The 14,154-nt window shown below is 70.4% G+C and carries 12 protein-coding genes and 1 riboswitch; of the genes, 11 read left to right on the forward strand and 1 reads right to left on the reverse strand.

Annotated features, from left to right (window positions below):
• Positions 1–163: 163 nt before the first annotated feature.
• From ACFY1T_RS13795 to ACFY1T_RS13840, 10 genes are all read left to right on the forward strand, one after another.
• Positions 164–754 carry a CDP-alcohol phosphatidyltransferase family protein gene (locus ACFY1T_RS13795; protein WP_030873853.1) on the forward strand — a complete coding sequence of 197 codons (591 nt, stop codon included), beginning with the start codon at positions 164–166 and terminating at the stop codon, positions 752–754.
• Between the two features lie 100 nt (positions 755–854).
• Positions 855–3,350, forward strand: coding sequence for a sugar phosphate nucleotidyltransferase (locus tag ACFY1T_RS13800; protein ID WP_390788306.1), 2,496 nt, complete (start codon positions 855–857; stop codon positions 3,348–3,350).
• Between the two features lie 108 nt (positions 3,351–3,458).
• Entirely contained in the window at positions 3,459–4,367 is a 909-nt protein-coding gene (locus ACFY1T_RS13805) for a DUF881 domain-containing protein (RefSeq protein ID WP_390788307.1), read from the forward strand.
• Complete coding sequence (locus tag ACFY1T_RS13810; RefSeq protein WP_030158423.1) at positions 4,364–4,696, forward strand: small basic family protein; 333 nt, start codon at positions 4,364–4,366, stop codon at positions 4,694–4,696. The genes ACFY1T_RS13805 and ACFY1T_RS13810 overlap by 4 nt, the downstream gene beginning before the upstream one ends.
• Before the next feature lie 5 nt (positions 4,697–4,701).
• Positions 4,702–5,589 carry a DUF881 domain-containing protein gene (locus tag ACFY1T_RS13815; RefSeq protein ID WP_390788308.1) on the forward strand — a complete coding sequence of 296 codons (888 nt, stop codon included), beginning with the start codon at positions 4,702–4,704 and terminating at the stop codon, positions 5,587–5,589.
• 130 nt (positions 5,590–5,719) lie between these two features.
• A complete protein-coding gene (locus tag ACFY1T_RS13820) occupies positions 5,720–6,616 on the forward strand; it encodes an FHA domain-containing protein (RefSeq protein WP_078861325.1) in 897 nt (298 codons plus the stop codon).
• 45 nt (positions 6,617–6,661) lie between these two features.
• Positions 6,662–7,432 carry a MerR family transcriptional regulator gene (locus ACFY1T_RS13825; RefSeq protein ID WP_390788309.1) on the forward strand — a complete coding sequence of 257 codons (771 nt, stop codon included), beginning with the start codon at positions 6,662–6,664 and terminating at the stop codon, positions 7,430–7,432.
• Between the two features lie 63 nt (positions 7,433–7,495).
• Positions 7,496–7,969 carry a bifunctional nuclease family protein gene (locus ACFY1T_RS13830; protein WP_030009777.1) on the forward strand — a complete coding sequence of 158 codons (474 nt, stop codon included), beginning with the start codon at positions 7,496–7,498 and terminating at the stop codon, positions 7,967–7,969.
• Positions 7,970–8,160: 191 nt separating this feature from the next.
• The gene (locus ACFY1T_RS13835) at positions 8,161–8,799 is read left to right on the forward strand and encodes a MerR family transcriptional regulator (RefSeq protein WP_390788310.1); all 639 of its coding nucleotides are present in this window, start codon (positions 8,161–8,163) and stop codon (positions 8,797–8,799) included.
• Positions 8,800–8,877: 78 nt separating this feature from the next.
• Positions 8,878–10,320, forward strand: a complete 1,443-nt coding sequence (locus ACFY1T_RS13840) for a DNA polymerase IV (RefSeq protein WP_390788311.1) — start codon at positions 8,878–8,880, stop codon at positions 10,318–10,320.
• A 111-nt stretch (positions 10,321–10,431) separates the two neighbouring features.
• Here the strand turns inward: ACFY1T_RS13840 and ACFY1T_RS13845 are convergent, their stop codons facing one another.
• Positions 10,432–10,803 (reverse strand): PRC-barrel domain-containing protein, encoded by a 372-nt coding sequence (locus ACFY1T_RS13845; protein ID WP_037637096.1) that lies wholly within the window; start codon positions 10,801–10,803, stop codon positions 10,432–10,434.
• 113 nt (positions 10,804–10,916) lie between these two features.
• Positions 10,917–11,015: riboswitch (glycine riboswitch) on the forward strand.
• A 199-nt stretch (positions 11,016–11,214) separates the two neighbouring features.
• Between ACFY1T_RS13845 and gcvP the strand changes: the two genes are divergently transcribed.
• The gene (gcvP, locus tag ACFY1T_RS13850; protein WP_390788312.1) at positions 11,215–14,100 is read left to right on the forward strand and encodes an aminomethyl-transferring glycine dehydrogenase; all 2,886 of its coding nucleotides are present in this window, start codon (positions 11,215–11,217) and stop codon (positions 14,098–14,100) included.
• Positions 14,101–14,154: the final 54 nt, after the last annotated feature.

Genomic DNA, 14,154 nt, shown 5'->3' on the forward strand with positions numbered 1-14,154 from the left:
GGTACTGCAGGGGGGACCCTGTGGGAGAGTAGGACGCCGCCGAACAATCATTGTGGGAAAGCCCCGCACCTTATGGTGCGGGGCTTTTCTGCGTTCTGGGCCCCTGCAGGTTCCTGTAGGGTCATGAGGCATCGTTCGTACGTTCAACAGTGGAGGCCCCCGGGTGGAGGTCCAGGAGACTCGGGTTCAGACGGACCGAATTTTCACCATCCCGAACATCCTGAGCATGGCTCGCCTTGCCGGCGTGCCCTTGTTCCTCTGGCTGATTCTGGAGGAGCACGACGGCTGGGCACTGGCCGTGCTCATGCTCAGCGGGGTCAGTGACTACCTCGACGGGAAGCTGGCGCGGCGCTGGAATCAGATCAGCAACCTCGGCCGGCTGCTGGATCCTGCCGCGGACAGGCTGTACATCCTCTCCACGCTCTTCGGCCTGACCTATCGAGACATTCTCCCGCTGTGGCTCACCGGGGCCCTGGTGGCCCGTGAGCTCATGCTGCTGGTCATGGTCTGGATCCTGCGCCGTCACGGCTATCCGCCGCCCCAGGTCAACTTCCTCGGCAAGGCCGCGACCTTCAACCTGATGTACGCCTTCCCCCTGCTGTTGCTCAGTGACGGTACGGGTTGGTTGGCCTGGATGGGGTCAGTTTTCGGATGGGCGTTCGCCGGATGGGGTACAACCCTCTACTGGTGGGCAGGAATCCTTTACGTGGTGCAAGTCCGCCGGCTTGTGAAGGCGGACGCCACGGCCGATTGAGCTCGCTCGGCGTGCGGCTGACGCGGAGGAGTTGCGGAGTCACCGTCCGAGACGGGTGAGGTCGGCGAGAACGTCGTCTCTCAAGGAGGACTCTCCCGACATGAAGGCCGTCGTGATGGCCGGTGGCGAAGGCACTCGCCTTCGCCCCATGACCTCGAGCATGCCCAAGCCGCTCCTGCCGGTGGCCAACCGGCCGATCATGGAGCACGTGCTCAGGCTGCTCAAGCGGCATGGGCTCAGCGAGACCGTTGTTACCGTCCAGTTCTTGGCGTCACTCGTCAAGAACTACTTCGGTGACGGCGAGGAGCTCGGAATGGAGCTCACCTATGCCAACGAGGAGAAGCCACTCGGCACTGCCGGCAGTGTGAAGAACGCCGAGGAGGCCCTGAAGGACGATGCCTTCCTCGTCATTTCCGGCGATGCGCTCACCGACTTCGACCTCACCGATCTCATTCGCTTCCACAAGGAGAAGGGCGCACTCGTCACGGTGTGCCTGACCCGGGTGCCGAACCCGCTGGAATTCGGCATCACCATCGTGGACGAGGAAGGCAAGGTCGAGCGCTTCCTCGAAAAGCCGACGTGGGGACAGGTGTTCTCGGACACCGTCAACACCGGTATCTACGTGATGGAGCCCGAGGTCTTCAATTACGTGGACCCGGATGTCCCGGTCGACTGGTCCGGCGACGTCTTCCCGCAGCTGATGAAGGAAGGCCGGCCCATCTTCGGCTATGTCGCCGAGGGCTACTGGGAAGACGTCGGCACGCACGAGAGCTACGTCAAGGCGCAGGCCGACGTACTCGAAGGCAAGGTCCAGGTCGAGATGGACGGCTTCGAGATCTCGCCCGGAGTGTGGATCGCCGAAGGCGCCGAGGTGAGCCCCGACGCCGTGCTGCGCGGGCCGCTCTACATCGGGGACTACGCCAAGGTCGAGGCCGGCGTGGAGATCCGCGAGCACACCGTCGTCGGGTCGAACGTCGTCGTGAAGAGCGGGGCCTTCCTGCACAAGGCGGTCATCCACGACAACGTCTACATCGGGCCCCACAGCAATCTGCGCGGTTGCGTCATCGGCAAGAACACCGACATCATGCGGGCCGCCCGGATCGAGGACGGGGCCGTCATCGGCGACGAGTGTCTGGTCGGTGAGGAATCGATCATCCAGGGGAACGTGCGCGTCTACCCCTTCAAGACGATCGAGGCCGGCGCCTTCGTCAACACGTCGGTGATCTGGGAGTCACGCGGTCAGGCACATCTGTTCGGCGCCCGTGGCGTCACCGGCATCCTGAACGTGGAGATCACCCCCGAGCTGGTGGTCCGGCTCGCCGGCGCGTACGCGACGACCCTGAAGAAGGGCGCCACGGTCACCACGGCCCGTGACCACTCCCGCGGCGCGAGAGCGCTCAAGCGGGCGGTGATCTCGGCGCTGCAGTGCAGCGCGATCAACGTGCGCGACCTGGAGAACGTACCGCTGCCGGTGGCGCGGCAGCAGACCGCGCGGGGTACCGCGGGCGGGATCGTGGTGCGGACCTCGCCCGGAGTGCCGGACTCGGTCGACATCATGTTCCTGGACGAACGGGGAGCGGACCTCTCGCTGCAGCAGCAGCGCAAGCTGGACCGCGTGTACGCGCGGCAGGAGTACCGGCGGGCGTTCCCGGGCGAGATCGGTGACCTCCAGTTCCCGGGCAGCGTATTCGACGCCTACACGGGTTCCCTGCTGAGGCGGGTGGACACGACCGGTGTCGCCGATTCCGGCCTCAAGGTGGTCGTGGACGCCTCCAACGGCAGTGCCGGACTGGTCCTGCCCAGCCTGCTGGGCAGGCTCGAAGTGGACGCGCTGACGATCAACCCGGGGCTCGACGAGTCCCGGCCGACGGAGACCGCGGAGTCCCGGCGGGCCGGGCTGGTGCGGCTCGGGGAGATCGTCGCCTCGGCACGGGCCGCCTTCGGGGTCCGGTTCGACCCGGTGGGAGAGCGGATCTCCCTCGTGGACGAGCGCGGTCGGATCATCGAGGACGACCGCGCGCTGCTCGTGCTCCTCGACCTGGTGGCCGCGGAGAAGCGCAGCGGCAAGGTGGCGCTGCCGGTGACCACGACCCGGATCGCCGAGCAGGTGGCGGCGTACCACGGGACGCAGGTGGAGTGGACGACGACCTCGCCCGACGACCTGACGCGCGTGGGCCGGGCCGAGAACACGATCTTCGGCGGGGACGGCCGGGGCGGCTACATCGTTCCGGAGTTCAGCAGCGTCTTCGACGGGTCGGCGGCGTTCGTCCAGCTGATCGGACTGGTGGCCCGGACACAGCTCACGCTGAGCCAGATCGATGCGCGCATACCGCGAGCCCATGTACTCAAGCGGGACGTGCCGACTCCGTGGGCGGTGAAGGGGCTCGTCATGCGGCGGGTCGTGGAGGCGGCCGGGGACCGGCAGGTGGACACCACCGACGGGGTACGGGTGGTCGAGGCCGACGGGCGGTGGGCGCTGGTCCTGCCGGACCCGGCGGAGGCGGTCACGCACCTGTGGGCCGAGGGGCCCGACGACGCGTCCGCGCAGGCGCTGCTGGACGAATGGGCGGCCGTCGTGGACGGCGCCGGGCACTGAGCGTCCGCGGCTGATGGCACGGTGTAGTGCGGTGGGCGGGGAGCGGCGGGCGTCGCTCCCCGTCCACCGGACGGGCGCATTCGGTGTGGGCGGCGCCGACATGCGACGATGAGCGGCATGTCGCAGCCGCCCCACAACCGGAGTTCGGCGCCGGCGCCTCCCGCGCGCCCGGACGCGTCCATGTCGCTGCTGACGCACGTGATGGACCACAGTCTCGACGAGGGCTATGCGCAAGCGTCGGCCCGGCGCGAGGCGGACGGCACTGCGGGTCTGCCGCGCACCCTGAAGGCCAAGCTGGCGCTCGCCGCCGGGCTCGTCCTCGCGGCCATGGTCGTCACGCTGGGTGCCGCCCAGGCGCGGATAGCCGCGCCGGTGCTGGCCAAGGAGCGGCAGGAGCTGATCGACCGGGTACAGCGGGCCGACGAGCACGCGGACGGCCTGGAGCGGGACATCGAGCGGCTGCGGGAGAACGTCGCGAGCCGCCAGCGTGCGGCGCTCAAGCAGCACGGCGGGGACCAGGGGCAGCTCGTGGCGCTGCTGTCCGGTGCGACGGAGGTCCAGGGGCCCGGTCTGAAGCTGGTCGTGGACGACGCCAAGGGCTCCTCTTCCGGGGGTGGGGGCAAGCCGCGCGAGAACGCCGGCTTCTCGGACACCGGCCGGCTGCGGGACCGGGACATGCAGAAGATCGTCAACGGGCTGTGGCAGTCCGGCGCCGAAGCCATCTCGATCAACGGGCAGCGGTTGACGGCTTTGTCGGCGATCCGGGCCGCGGGTGACGCGATACTGGTCGACAACAGGCCGCTGGTGCCGCCGTACGAGGTGCTGGCGGTGGGGGACAAGAAGCGGCTCGGTACGTCGTTCCAGGACTCCGCGGACGGCCAGTACCTGCACGCCCTGCAGGAGAACTACGGGATCCGCGCCACCTTGTCCCCGGCGGACGGGCTGCGGCTGCCGGCCGCGTCGAGCCTGACCGTACGTACAGCCACAGCAGAAGAGCCGAAGAAGGGTGCATCGTGATCGCGGTACTGGGCCTGGTGGCCGGAGTGGTGGTCGGGCTTCTGGTCCGGCCCGAAGTGCCGGCCGTCGTCGAGCCTTATCTGCCGATCGCCGTGGTGGCGGCGCTGGACGCGGTGTTCGGGGGCCTGCGCGCGATGCTGGACGGCATCTTCGTCGACAAGGTCTTCGTGGTGTCGTTCCTGTCGAACGTCGTGGTCGCGGCGCTGATCGTCTTCCTCGGCGACAAGCTGGGCGTCGGTTCGCAGCTGTCCACCGGTGTGGTCGTGGTCCTCGGCATCCGCATCTTCTCCAACGCCGCGGCCATCCGCCGGCACGTGTTCCGGGCGTGAGGCCGATGAGTACGAACGACAACCCGCCCGAGGAGCCGATGGGCTCGGAGCTGCCGCCGCAGGACAAGCCGGCGAAGCCCGCAGGGCCGGCGGCGACGGGCGGGGGAGCCGAGTCCGACCGGGCCGCCCAGCCGGCCCAGCCGGCCCGGGCCGCGCAGCCCGCCGAGCCCGCGCAGAGCGGTCGGCGGCGGCTGGTGGAGTCGGTGTGGCCGCCGCGCGTGAGCCGGGCCCAACTGATCGTCGCGCTGCTCCTGTTCGTCCTCGGGCTGGGCCTGGCCATCCAGGTGCGCTCGAACAGCGACTCCAGCGCGCTGCGCGGGGCCCGTCAGGAGGACCTCGTACGGATCCTCGACGAGCTCGACGGGCGGACCAAGCGCCTGGAGGACGAGAAGCAGCGGCTGGAGGACCAGCGCAAGGAGCTGGAGAGCAGCTCGAACCAGGCCGAGGAGGCCCGTCGCCAGACGGTCGAGAAGGAACGCCAACTCGGGATCCTGGCCGGTACGGTGGCGGCGCAGGGACCGGGCATCACGCTGAAGATCACCGATCCCAAGGGCCAGGTGCAGTCGGACCAGCTGCTGGACACCCTTCAGGAGCTGCGGGCGGCCGGGGCCGAGGCCATCCAGGTCAACGGGGTGCGCATCGTGGCGAGCTCGTTCTTCTCGGACGAGGGAGGCGGGATCGGCATCGACGGTAAGAAGATCACACAGCCTTATGAGTTCAAGGTGATCGGCAAGCCGCAGGATCTGGAGCCCGCCCTGAACATTCCCGGCGGTGTCGTGCAGACGCTGGAGAAGGAACAGGCCACCGTCGCCGTCACACGGTCGGCGAAGATCGTTGTGGATGCCTTGCGGGCTGCGAAGCAGCCTGACTACGCTCGGTCGTCATCGTCGTGACGCGGGACGGAGTGCGGACGGGCTCACGCGGGCTGATGCCTGCGGGGGGTCGGCGCACTGAAGTCGTGCCGCGTGGTGGAAACTGTCTGGTGGTTACGGACGTTGTGAGAATGTCCGGGTCGGCAGGTGTGTGCATTCGGAGTTCGTCCTGCCCCACGGGCGGGTCTGTTTCGTTCAAGGGGAATCGCCCGTGAAGTTGTTTGAGAAGTTGTTCGGCAAGAAGAACCGCGAGGAAAGCGGTGCGGCCAAGCACCGTGCGGGGCAGGGAGAGGTGGAAGGGCAGGGCGACCGGCCGCTCTTCCGTGACGAGGTCGCCGGCGCGGGGGATGTTTCGGGCGCGCCGGGCGCGTCGTCTGTTGACCCTGCCGGTTCCGGACGCATAGGTTTCGGTGAACCATCAACCTCAAGTTCGGGTGGAGGGTTTGCCCCCGACCCGTATGCCACCAATGCCTCCGCGGGGCAGCCGCGGCGCGAGGAGCCGTCCATGTCGGCCGAGCAGGTTTGCAGCAGGTGCGGACACCGCAGCGATGCGGCCAGCCGGTTCTGCTCCAACTGCGGCGCGCCGCTGCGGGCGGGCCTGACGCCGGAGCGTGCCTCGGAGACCACGTCCACCATCTCGATCTCGGGCCTCGAGGCCTACGAGGCCGAGGTGTCGGGACAACAGCACGTGTCGTCCTCGCTGTCCCCCGAGGCCCAGGCCGCGGTGGAAGCTCTGCCTCCGGGTTCCGCTCTGCTCATCGTGCGGCGCGGCCCCAACTCCGGAAGCCGCTTCCTCTTGGACGGCGAGCTGACCACGGCGGGCCGGCACCCGCAGAGCGACATCTTCCTGGACGACGTCACGGTCTCCCGGCGGCATGTCGAGTTCCGCAGGAGCCAGGACGGCGGATTCACCGTCGCCGACGTGGGCAGCCTCAACGGCACGTACGTGAACCGTGAGCCGATCGACTCGGTCGCCCTGCACAACGGCGACGAGGTGCAGATCGGCAAGTACCGGCTGGTCTTCTACGCGAGCCTGCGGGGCGTCTGACCTCCTCCGGACTCCGTCCGGGGGAAACCCCAGAGGGAAGGTCCCATGCTGCGTATCCCCACCGGCGGTGCCCCGAGGAGCGGCACCGCCGGCAGCGGCTCGGCCGGACGGCTGGTGAGCATCGGCACGGTGCTCACCCTGCTGCGCGACGAGTTCCCCGAAGTCACGATCTCGAAGATCCGCTTCCTGGAGGCGGAGGGGCTGGTCGAGCCCCGGCGCACACCTTCCGGATACCGCAAGTTCAGCACCGAGGACGTCGAGCGGCTGGCCCGGATCCTGCGGTTGCAGCGGGACCACTACCTGCCGTTGAAAGTCATCCGCGAGCAGCTGGACGCGCTCGCGCGCGGTGAACAGATCCGCATCCCCGCACCAACGGCGCACGGGGACTCCGTCGATCCCGCGAGCCCTTGTGCCGTCTACGGCGAAGTGGGCCGGGAGCGGGCCGCCGCGGCCCGCGTCGGGCGCGCCGAGCTGCTCGCCGCGGCGGAGGTGGAGGAGGCGCAGCTCGCCGAGTGGGAGTCGTACGGGCTGATCGGCGAGGCCCCGGGCGGCGGCTTCGACGCCGAGACGGTCACCGTGGCCCGCCTGGTGGCGGATCTGGGCCGGTTCGGGCTGGAGCCGCGGCACCTGCGCGCCATGAAGGCGGCCGCGGACCGTGAGGCGGGTTTGGTGGAGCAGGTCGTGGCACCTCTTCGGCGGCACCGCAACCCGCAGACCAGGGCGCATGCCGAAGCGACCCTGAAGGAGCTCGCGGGGCTGTCCGTACGGCTCCACGAGGCCCTGGTGCAGACCGCTCTCGGGGTCCGTCTGCACTGACCTCGGGGATCCCCGAGGGGGCCCGACTACCCAAACCTGCCGAGCAGGTCCTAGGGTTGCTGTGTGAACGAGCTCGACGTTGTGGGTGTCCGGGTGGAAATGCCCTCCAACCAACCGATCGTGCTCCTGCGTGAAGTGGGAGGCGACCGGTACCTCCCCATCTGGATCGGACCAGGGGAGGCGACCGCCATTGCCTTCGCGCAGCAGGGCATGGCCCCCGCCCGGCCGCTGACGCACGACCTGTTCAAGGACGTGCTGGAGGCGATCGGCGAGGAGCTCACCGAGGTCCGGATCACGGACCTGCGGGAGGGCGTCTTCTACGCGGAGCTTGTCTTCGCCAGCGGGGTCGAGGTGAGCGCGAGGCCTTCCGACGCCATAGCGCTCGCCCTGCGTACCGGAACGCCGATCTACGGGAGCGACGGCGTGCTGGACGACGCCGGAATCGCGATTCCGGACGAGCAGGAGGACGAGGTGGAGAAGTTCCGCGAGTTCCTCGACCAGATCTCCCCGGAGGACTTCGGTACCGGCCCGCAGTGAGCCGCGGCCGCGCCGTCCACGCCGCGTGTCCGCGGGGAGCATCAGCCCATTCGGTGAGCCATTCCCCGGCACAGGACACGGGAAACCACTCTCAGGGTGATTATCACTCGGCGTGCCGAGTGTGGCGATCGTTGACGCACCCCTGGTGACTGCCTACCTTCGAGGGGGCAGGTCAAGGACGGAGGGTCGGCGTGAGAGTCACGGGCGACGGTACGACCGGGGGCATCCCCGTGCGGAGTGACGGTGGGCCGTACCCGCTCCACGGCAGTGCGGCGGGTTCCCCGCGCCGTCAGCCGGACAGTGCGCCGGTCGCGCCTGTGGGCGCGGACGCGGCACCCGAGCAGGTCGGCTACCGGGGACCGACCGCGTGCGCCGCGGCGGGCATCACGTACCGCCAGCTCGACTACTGGGCGCGGACCGGGCTGGTGGAGCCCACGGTGCGCCCCGCGTACGGCTCCGGGACGCAGCGGCTCTACAGCTTCCGGGACGTCGTCGTCCTCAAGATCGTCAAGCGCTTCCTGGACACCGGGGTGGCGCTTCAGAACATCCGGACCGCCGTCCAGCACCTGCGCGACCGCGGATTCTCGGACCTGGAGCGCATGACGCTGATGAGCGACGGCGCCACCGTGTACGAGTGCACCTCGCCGGACCAGGTCGTGAGCCTGCTCCAGGGCGGGCAGGGCGTCTTCGGGATCGCGGTGGGCGTGGTCTGGCGCGACGTGGAGAACGCGCTGTCGCAGCTGCACGGAGAGCGGGTCGACACCGGCGAGACGGTGGTGGGCCACAACTCGACGGACGAGCTCGCCGCGCGCCGCAACCGGGCCGGCTGAGCACCCTTCCCGGCGCGGTCCGAGGACGCCGGGCCCGGGCCCGGCCGAATGTCAGTGGCATGAGGCAGCATCGGGGCTGTGAGATCCGCGCCGACCATCCTGCACCTGGACATGGACGCCTTCTACGCCTCCGTGGAGCAGGCGTCGAAGCCGAGCCTGCGCGGGAAGGCCGTGATCGTCGGCGGGCTCGGACCGCGCGGGGTGGTCGCCACCGCCTCGTACGAGGCCCGGCGCTTCGGGGTGCACTCGGCGATGCCGACGGCCCAGGCGCGCCGGCTCTGCCCGAACGGCGCCTACCTCATCCCGCGCTTCCGGCTGTACCAGGCGGTCAGCGAGGTCGTCATGGGGCTGCTGCGGGAGCTCTCCCCGCTGGTGGAGCCCCTCAGCCTGGACGAGGCCTTCGTGGACCTGGAGGCGGGCGGGACCGCCTTCGACTCCGAGAGCGCCCGGGAGACGGGGGAGCGGCTGCGGGCGGACATCCGGGCCGCGACGGGGCTCAGCGGCTCCGTGGGGCTCGCGGGCTCCAAGATGCTGGCCAAGGTGGCGTCCGAGGAGGCCAAGCCGGCCGGGCTGCTGCTGATCGAGCCGGGCACCGAGCGGGAGCTGCTCGCCCCGATGTCGGTGCGGACGCTGCCCGGGGTGGGGCCCGTCACGGGGGAACACCTGCGGCGCGCCGGGATCACCACGGTCGGCGAGCTGGCCGAGGCCGGCGAGGACGAGCTGGTGCGGATGGTCGGGCGCTCGCACGGGGTCGGGCTGTACCGGATGGCGCTGGGGCTGGACGACCGGCCGGTGGTCGCCGAGCGCGACGCGAAGTCCGTGTCGGTGGAGGACACCTTCGACGTGGACCTGCACGACCGGGTGCGGATCCGGACCGAGGTGCAGAGGCTCGCCGACCGGTGCGTGCAGCGGCTGCGGGGCTCGGGGCACTCGGGGCGCACGATCGTGCTGAAGGTGCGGCGGTACGACTTCTCGACCCTGACCCGCTCCGAGACGCTGCGGGGGCCCACCGACGACCCCGCGGTGGTGCGGGAGGCAGCGGCGCGACTGCTGGAGGGGGTGGACACCACGGGCGGGGTCCGGCTGCTGGGAGTGGGCGTGACGGGCCTCGCCGACTACACGCAGGAGGACCTGTTCGCGCAGTCGATGGCGGCGGAGGCGGAGGCGGCCGCCGAGGCGGCTGCGGAGGGCGCGGCCGCCGAGCCCCGTGGTGCCCCGGAGACCGCGGGGGCGGGAGCGGCCGGAGGGCCTGGAGGGCCCGCAGAGGCCGCGGAGCCCGTCGGGCCGGCAGGGGAGCCCGACCCGGCCCCGGAGCGGCGCTGGGCGGCCGGGAGTGACGTACTGCACGCCGTGTACGGGCCGGGGTGGGTGCAGGGCAGCGGGGTCGGGAGGGTGACCGTGCGGTTCGAGCAGCCCGGATCGGCGCCGGGCAGGGTGCGCACCTTCCGGGTGGAGGACCCCGAGCTGGAGCCTTCCGATCCGCTGCCCCTCGTGGGGCGGGAGGATCCGGAGGCGGCCTAGGCCGCCCTGCGGGGACCGCGGGGCAGACGGGACTTCGCGGATCGCCCTAGGGCGTGTCCGCAAAGTCCCGGACCGCCCTCCGGGCGGACGGCGCTACTTTGCGGACACCCACTAGGGAGTGTCGTCCCCGTTCGCCAGGCGGCCGAAGTCCCGCTGGATGTCCGACGGGAGGGAGACGTCCAGTCCGTAGTGGTGGTAGAGCTGCAGCTCCTGTTCGGGGGAGAGGTGGCGGCCCACGCCGAAGTCCGGGGCGTCCTTGATGAGGGAGCGCTCGAAGGGGACCCGCAGGGTGTCGTCGACGACCTCGCTCGGCTCCAGCGGGACGAAGGCGTCCCGGCTGAACAGGCCGGTCCGGACGGCGGCCCATTCGGGCACGCCCGTGGCATCGTCGAGGTAGACCTCGTCGACGGTGCCGATCTTGGTTCCGTTGCGGTCGAACGCCTTGCGGCCGATCAGGCTGCGCGGATCGATGTCGGTCTGCACGGTCCCTCCATATGGTCGCAACTCCTCCGTAATGACAACAGAAGGGCATTTCCGGAGTGCAGGCCACTCGAGGCAGGTGCGGGAACCTCGCTGGTAGGCTGGGTGACGGCTGTTGACCCTGTGCGGGAGAGTCCTCCGAGTGAGCACGACGGAGGCGCCGAAGGAGCAAATCCTCCCCGGAATCTCTCAGGCATACGTACCGCACGTGAAGAGGCCACTCTGGAAAGCAGGGGCGGGTACCGGGCGCGCAGTGCCGGTTCCCCTCCTCACCGACGGTGAAAGCCGGAATCCGCGGGCCACCCCCGCTGGCTCCGGTGAAGCTCTCAGGTTGAGATGACAGAGGGGGAGGCCGTCCGGGTGCCCGCGCCGTGGTGCCCCTCGCAGGTCGTACGACCCAGGAGGCCTCCGTACATGACCGCCAACCGCATTCCGCTCTCCCAGCTGGAGCGAGGCATCCCCTTCGAGCAGCGCCACATCGGCCCGGATGCCGAGGCGCAGGCGAAGATGCTCGCCCACGTGGGCTACGGCTCGCTGGACGAACTGACCGCCGCCGCGGTACCGGATGTGATCAAGAGCGCCGAGGCGCTGGATCTGCCCGAGGCGCGGACCGAGGCGGAGGTGCTCGCCGAGCTGCGCTCGCTCGCCGACCGCAACCAGGTCCTGACCCCGATGATCGGTCTCGGCTACTACGGGACCTTCACCCCGCCGGTGATCCTGCGCAACGTCATGGAGAACCCGGCCTGGTACACGGCGTACACCCCGTACCAGCCCGAGATCTCGCAGGGCCGCCTGGAGGCGCTCCTCAACTTCCAGACCGTCGTCGCGGACCTCACCGGCCTGCCGACCTCCGGCGCCTCCCTGCTCGACGAGGGCACCGCGGCCGCCGAGGCCATGACGCTGGCCCGCCGCGTCGGCAGGTCCAAGGGCAACATCTTCCTCGTCGACGCCGACGCGCTGCCGCAGACCATCGCCGTGATCGAGACCCGCGCCGAGCCGATCGGCATCGAGATCGTCGTCGCCGACCTCTCCGAGGGCATCCCGGCCGAGGTCGCCGAGCGCGGCGTCTACGGCGTGCTCCTGCAGTACCCGGGCGCCTCCGGTGCCGTACGGGACATCAAGCCGCTCATCGACCAGGCGCACGGCCTCGGCGCGATCGTCGCCGTCGCCGCCGACCTGCTCGCGCTGACCCTGCTCACCTCCCCGGGCGCGCTCGGCGCGGACATCGCCGTCGGCACCACCCAGCGCTTCGGCGTCCCGATGGGCTTCGGCGGCCCGCACGCCGGCTACATGGCCGTCCAGGACAAGCACGCCCGCTCGCTGCCGGGCCGCCTCGTCGGCGTCTCCGTGGACGCGGACGGCAACAAGGCCTACCGCCTGGCGCTGCAGACCCGCGAGCAGCACATCCGCCGGGAGAAGGCCACCAGCAACATCTGTACCGCGCAGGTGCTGCTCGCCGTCATGGCCGGCATGTACGCCGTCTACCACGGCCCGGACGGCCTGCGGACGATCGCCCGCCGCACCCACCGCTACGCCGCCCTGCTCGCGGCCGGTCTGCGGGCCGGCGGGGTCGAGATCGTGCACGGCTCGTACTTCGACACCGTCACCGCCCGGGTGCCCGGCAAGGCCGCCGAGGTCGTCGCCGCCGCCCGCGAGGGCGGGGTCAACCTGTTCCAGGTCGACGCCGACCACGTCTCCGTCTCCTGCGACGAGACCACGCTGCGCGCCGGCGTCGAGGCCGTCTGGGCCGCCTTCGGCGTGAGCGCGGACCTCGAGGCGCTGGACGGGACCACCGCCGACGCGCTGCCCGAGGGCCTGCTGCGCTCGGACGACTACCTGGCGCACCCGGTCTTCCACCAGCACCGCAGCGAGACCGCGATGCTGCGCTACCTGCGCAAGCTGTCGGACAAGGACTACGCGCTGGACCGCGGCATGATCCCGCTGGGCTCCTGCACCATGAAGCTCAACGCGACCACCGAGATGGAGCCGGTCACCTGGCCCGAATTCGGCCAGCTGCACCCGTTCGCCCCGGTCGAGCAGGCCGAGGGGTACCTCACGCTCATCACCGAGCTGGAGGAACGTCTCTGCGAGGTCACCGGCTACGACAAGGTCTCCATCCAGCCGAACGCCGGCTCCCAGGGTGAGCTCGCCGGCCTGCTGGCCGTCCGCGCCTACCACCGGGCCAACGGCGACGAGCAGCGCACCGTCTGCCTCATCCCGTCCTCCGCGCACGGCACCAACGCCGCGAGCGCCGTGATGGCCGGCATGAAGGTCGTCGTCGTCAAGACCGCCGACGACGGCGAGGTGGACGAGGCCGACCTGCGCGCCAAGATCGAGCAGTACCGCGACGAGCTCGCCGTGCTGATGATCACGTACCCCTCGACCCACGGTGTGTTCGAGGAGCACGTCGCCGACATCTGCGCCCAGGTGCACGACGCCGGCGGCCAGGTCTACGTGGACGGCGCCAACCTCAACGCCCTCGTGGGCCTGGCCAAGCCGGGTCACTTCGGCGGCGACGTCTCGCACCTCAACCTGCACAAGACCTTCTGCATCCCGCACGGCGGCGGCGGCCCGGGCGTCGGCCCGGTCGGTGTCCGGGCGCACCTGGCCCCCTACCTGCCGAACCACCCGCTCCAGCCGACCGCGGGCCCGGAGACGGGCGTCGGTCCGATCTCGGCGGCGCCGTGGGGCTCGGCCGGCATCCTGCCGATCTCCTGGTCGTACGTGCGCCTCATGGGCGGCGAGGGCCTCAAGCGCGCCACCCAGGTGGCGGTGCTCGGCGCGAACTACATCGCCAAGCGCCTGGAGCCGCACTACCCGGTGCTCTACACGGGCCCGGGCAACCTGGTCGCGCACGAGTGCATCATCGACCTGCGCCCGCTGTCGAAGGCGACGGGCGTCAGCGTGGACGACATCGCCAAGCGCCTGATCGACTACGGTTTCCACGCGCCGACCATGTCCTTCCCGGTGGCCGGCACGCTGATGATCGAGCCGACGGAGTCCGAGGACCTCGCCGAGATCGACCGTTTCTGCGACGCGATGATCGCCATCCGCGCCGAGATCGACCGGGTCGCGGGCGGCGAGTGGCCGGTGGACGACAACCCGCTCGCCAACTCCCCGCACACCGCGGCGGCGCTGGGCGGCGAGTGGAGCCACCCGTACAGCCGCGACGAGGCCGTCTTCCCCGGCGGGGTCACGGCGGCGGAGAAGTACTGGCCGCCGGTGCGCCGCATCGACGGCGCCTTCGGCGACCGCAACCTGGTCTGCTCCTGCCCGCCGCTCGACGAGTACGACAACTGACATGTTCGTATGACGTGATGGCATGACGGAGGGGCCGGTCCGGGAGAATCATCC

This window comes from Streptomyces sp. NPDC001194, from assembly GCF_042896985.1.
Lineage (GTDB): Bacteria > Actinomycetota > Actinomycetes > Streptomycetales > Streptomycetaceae > Streptomyces.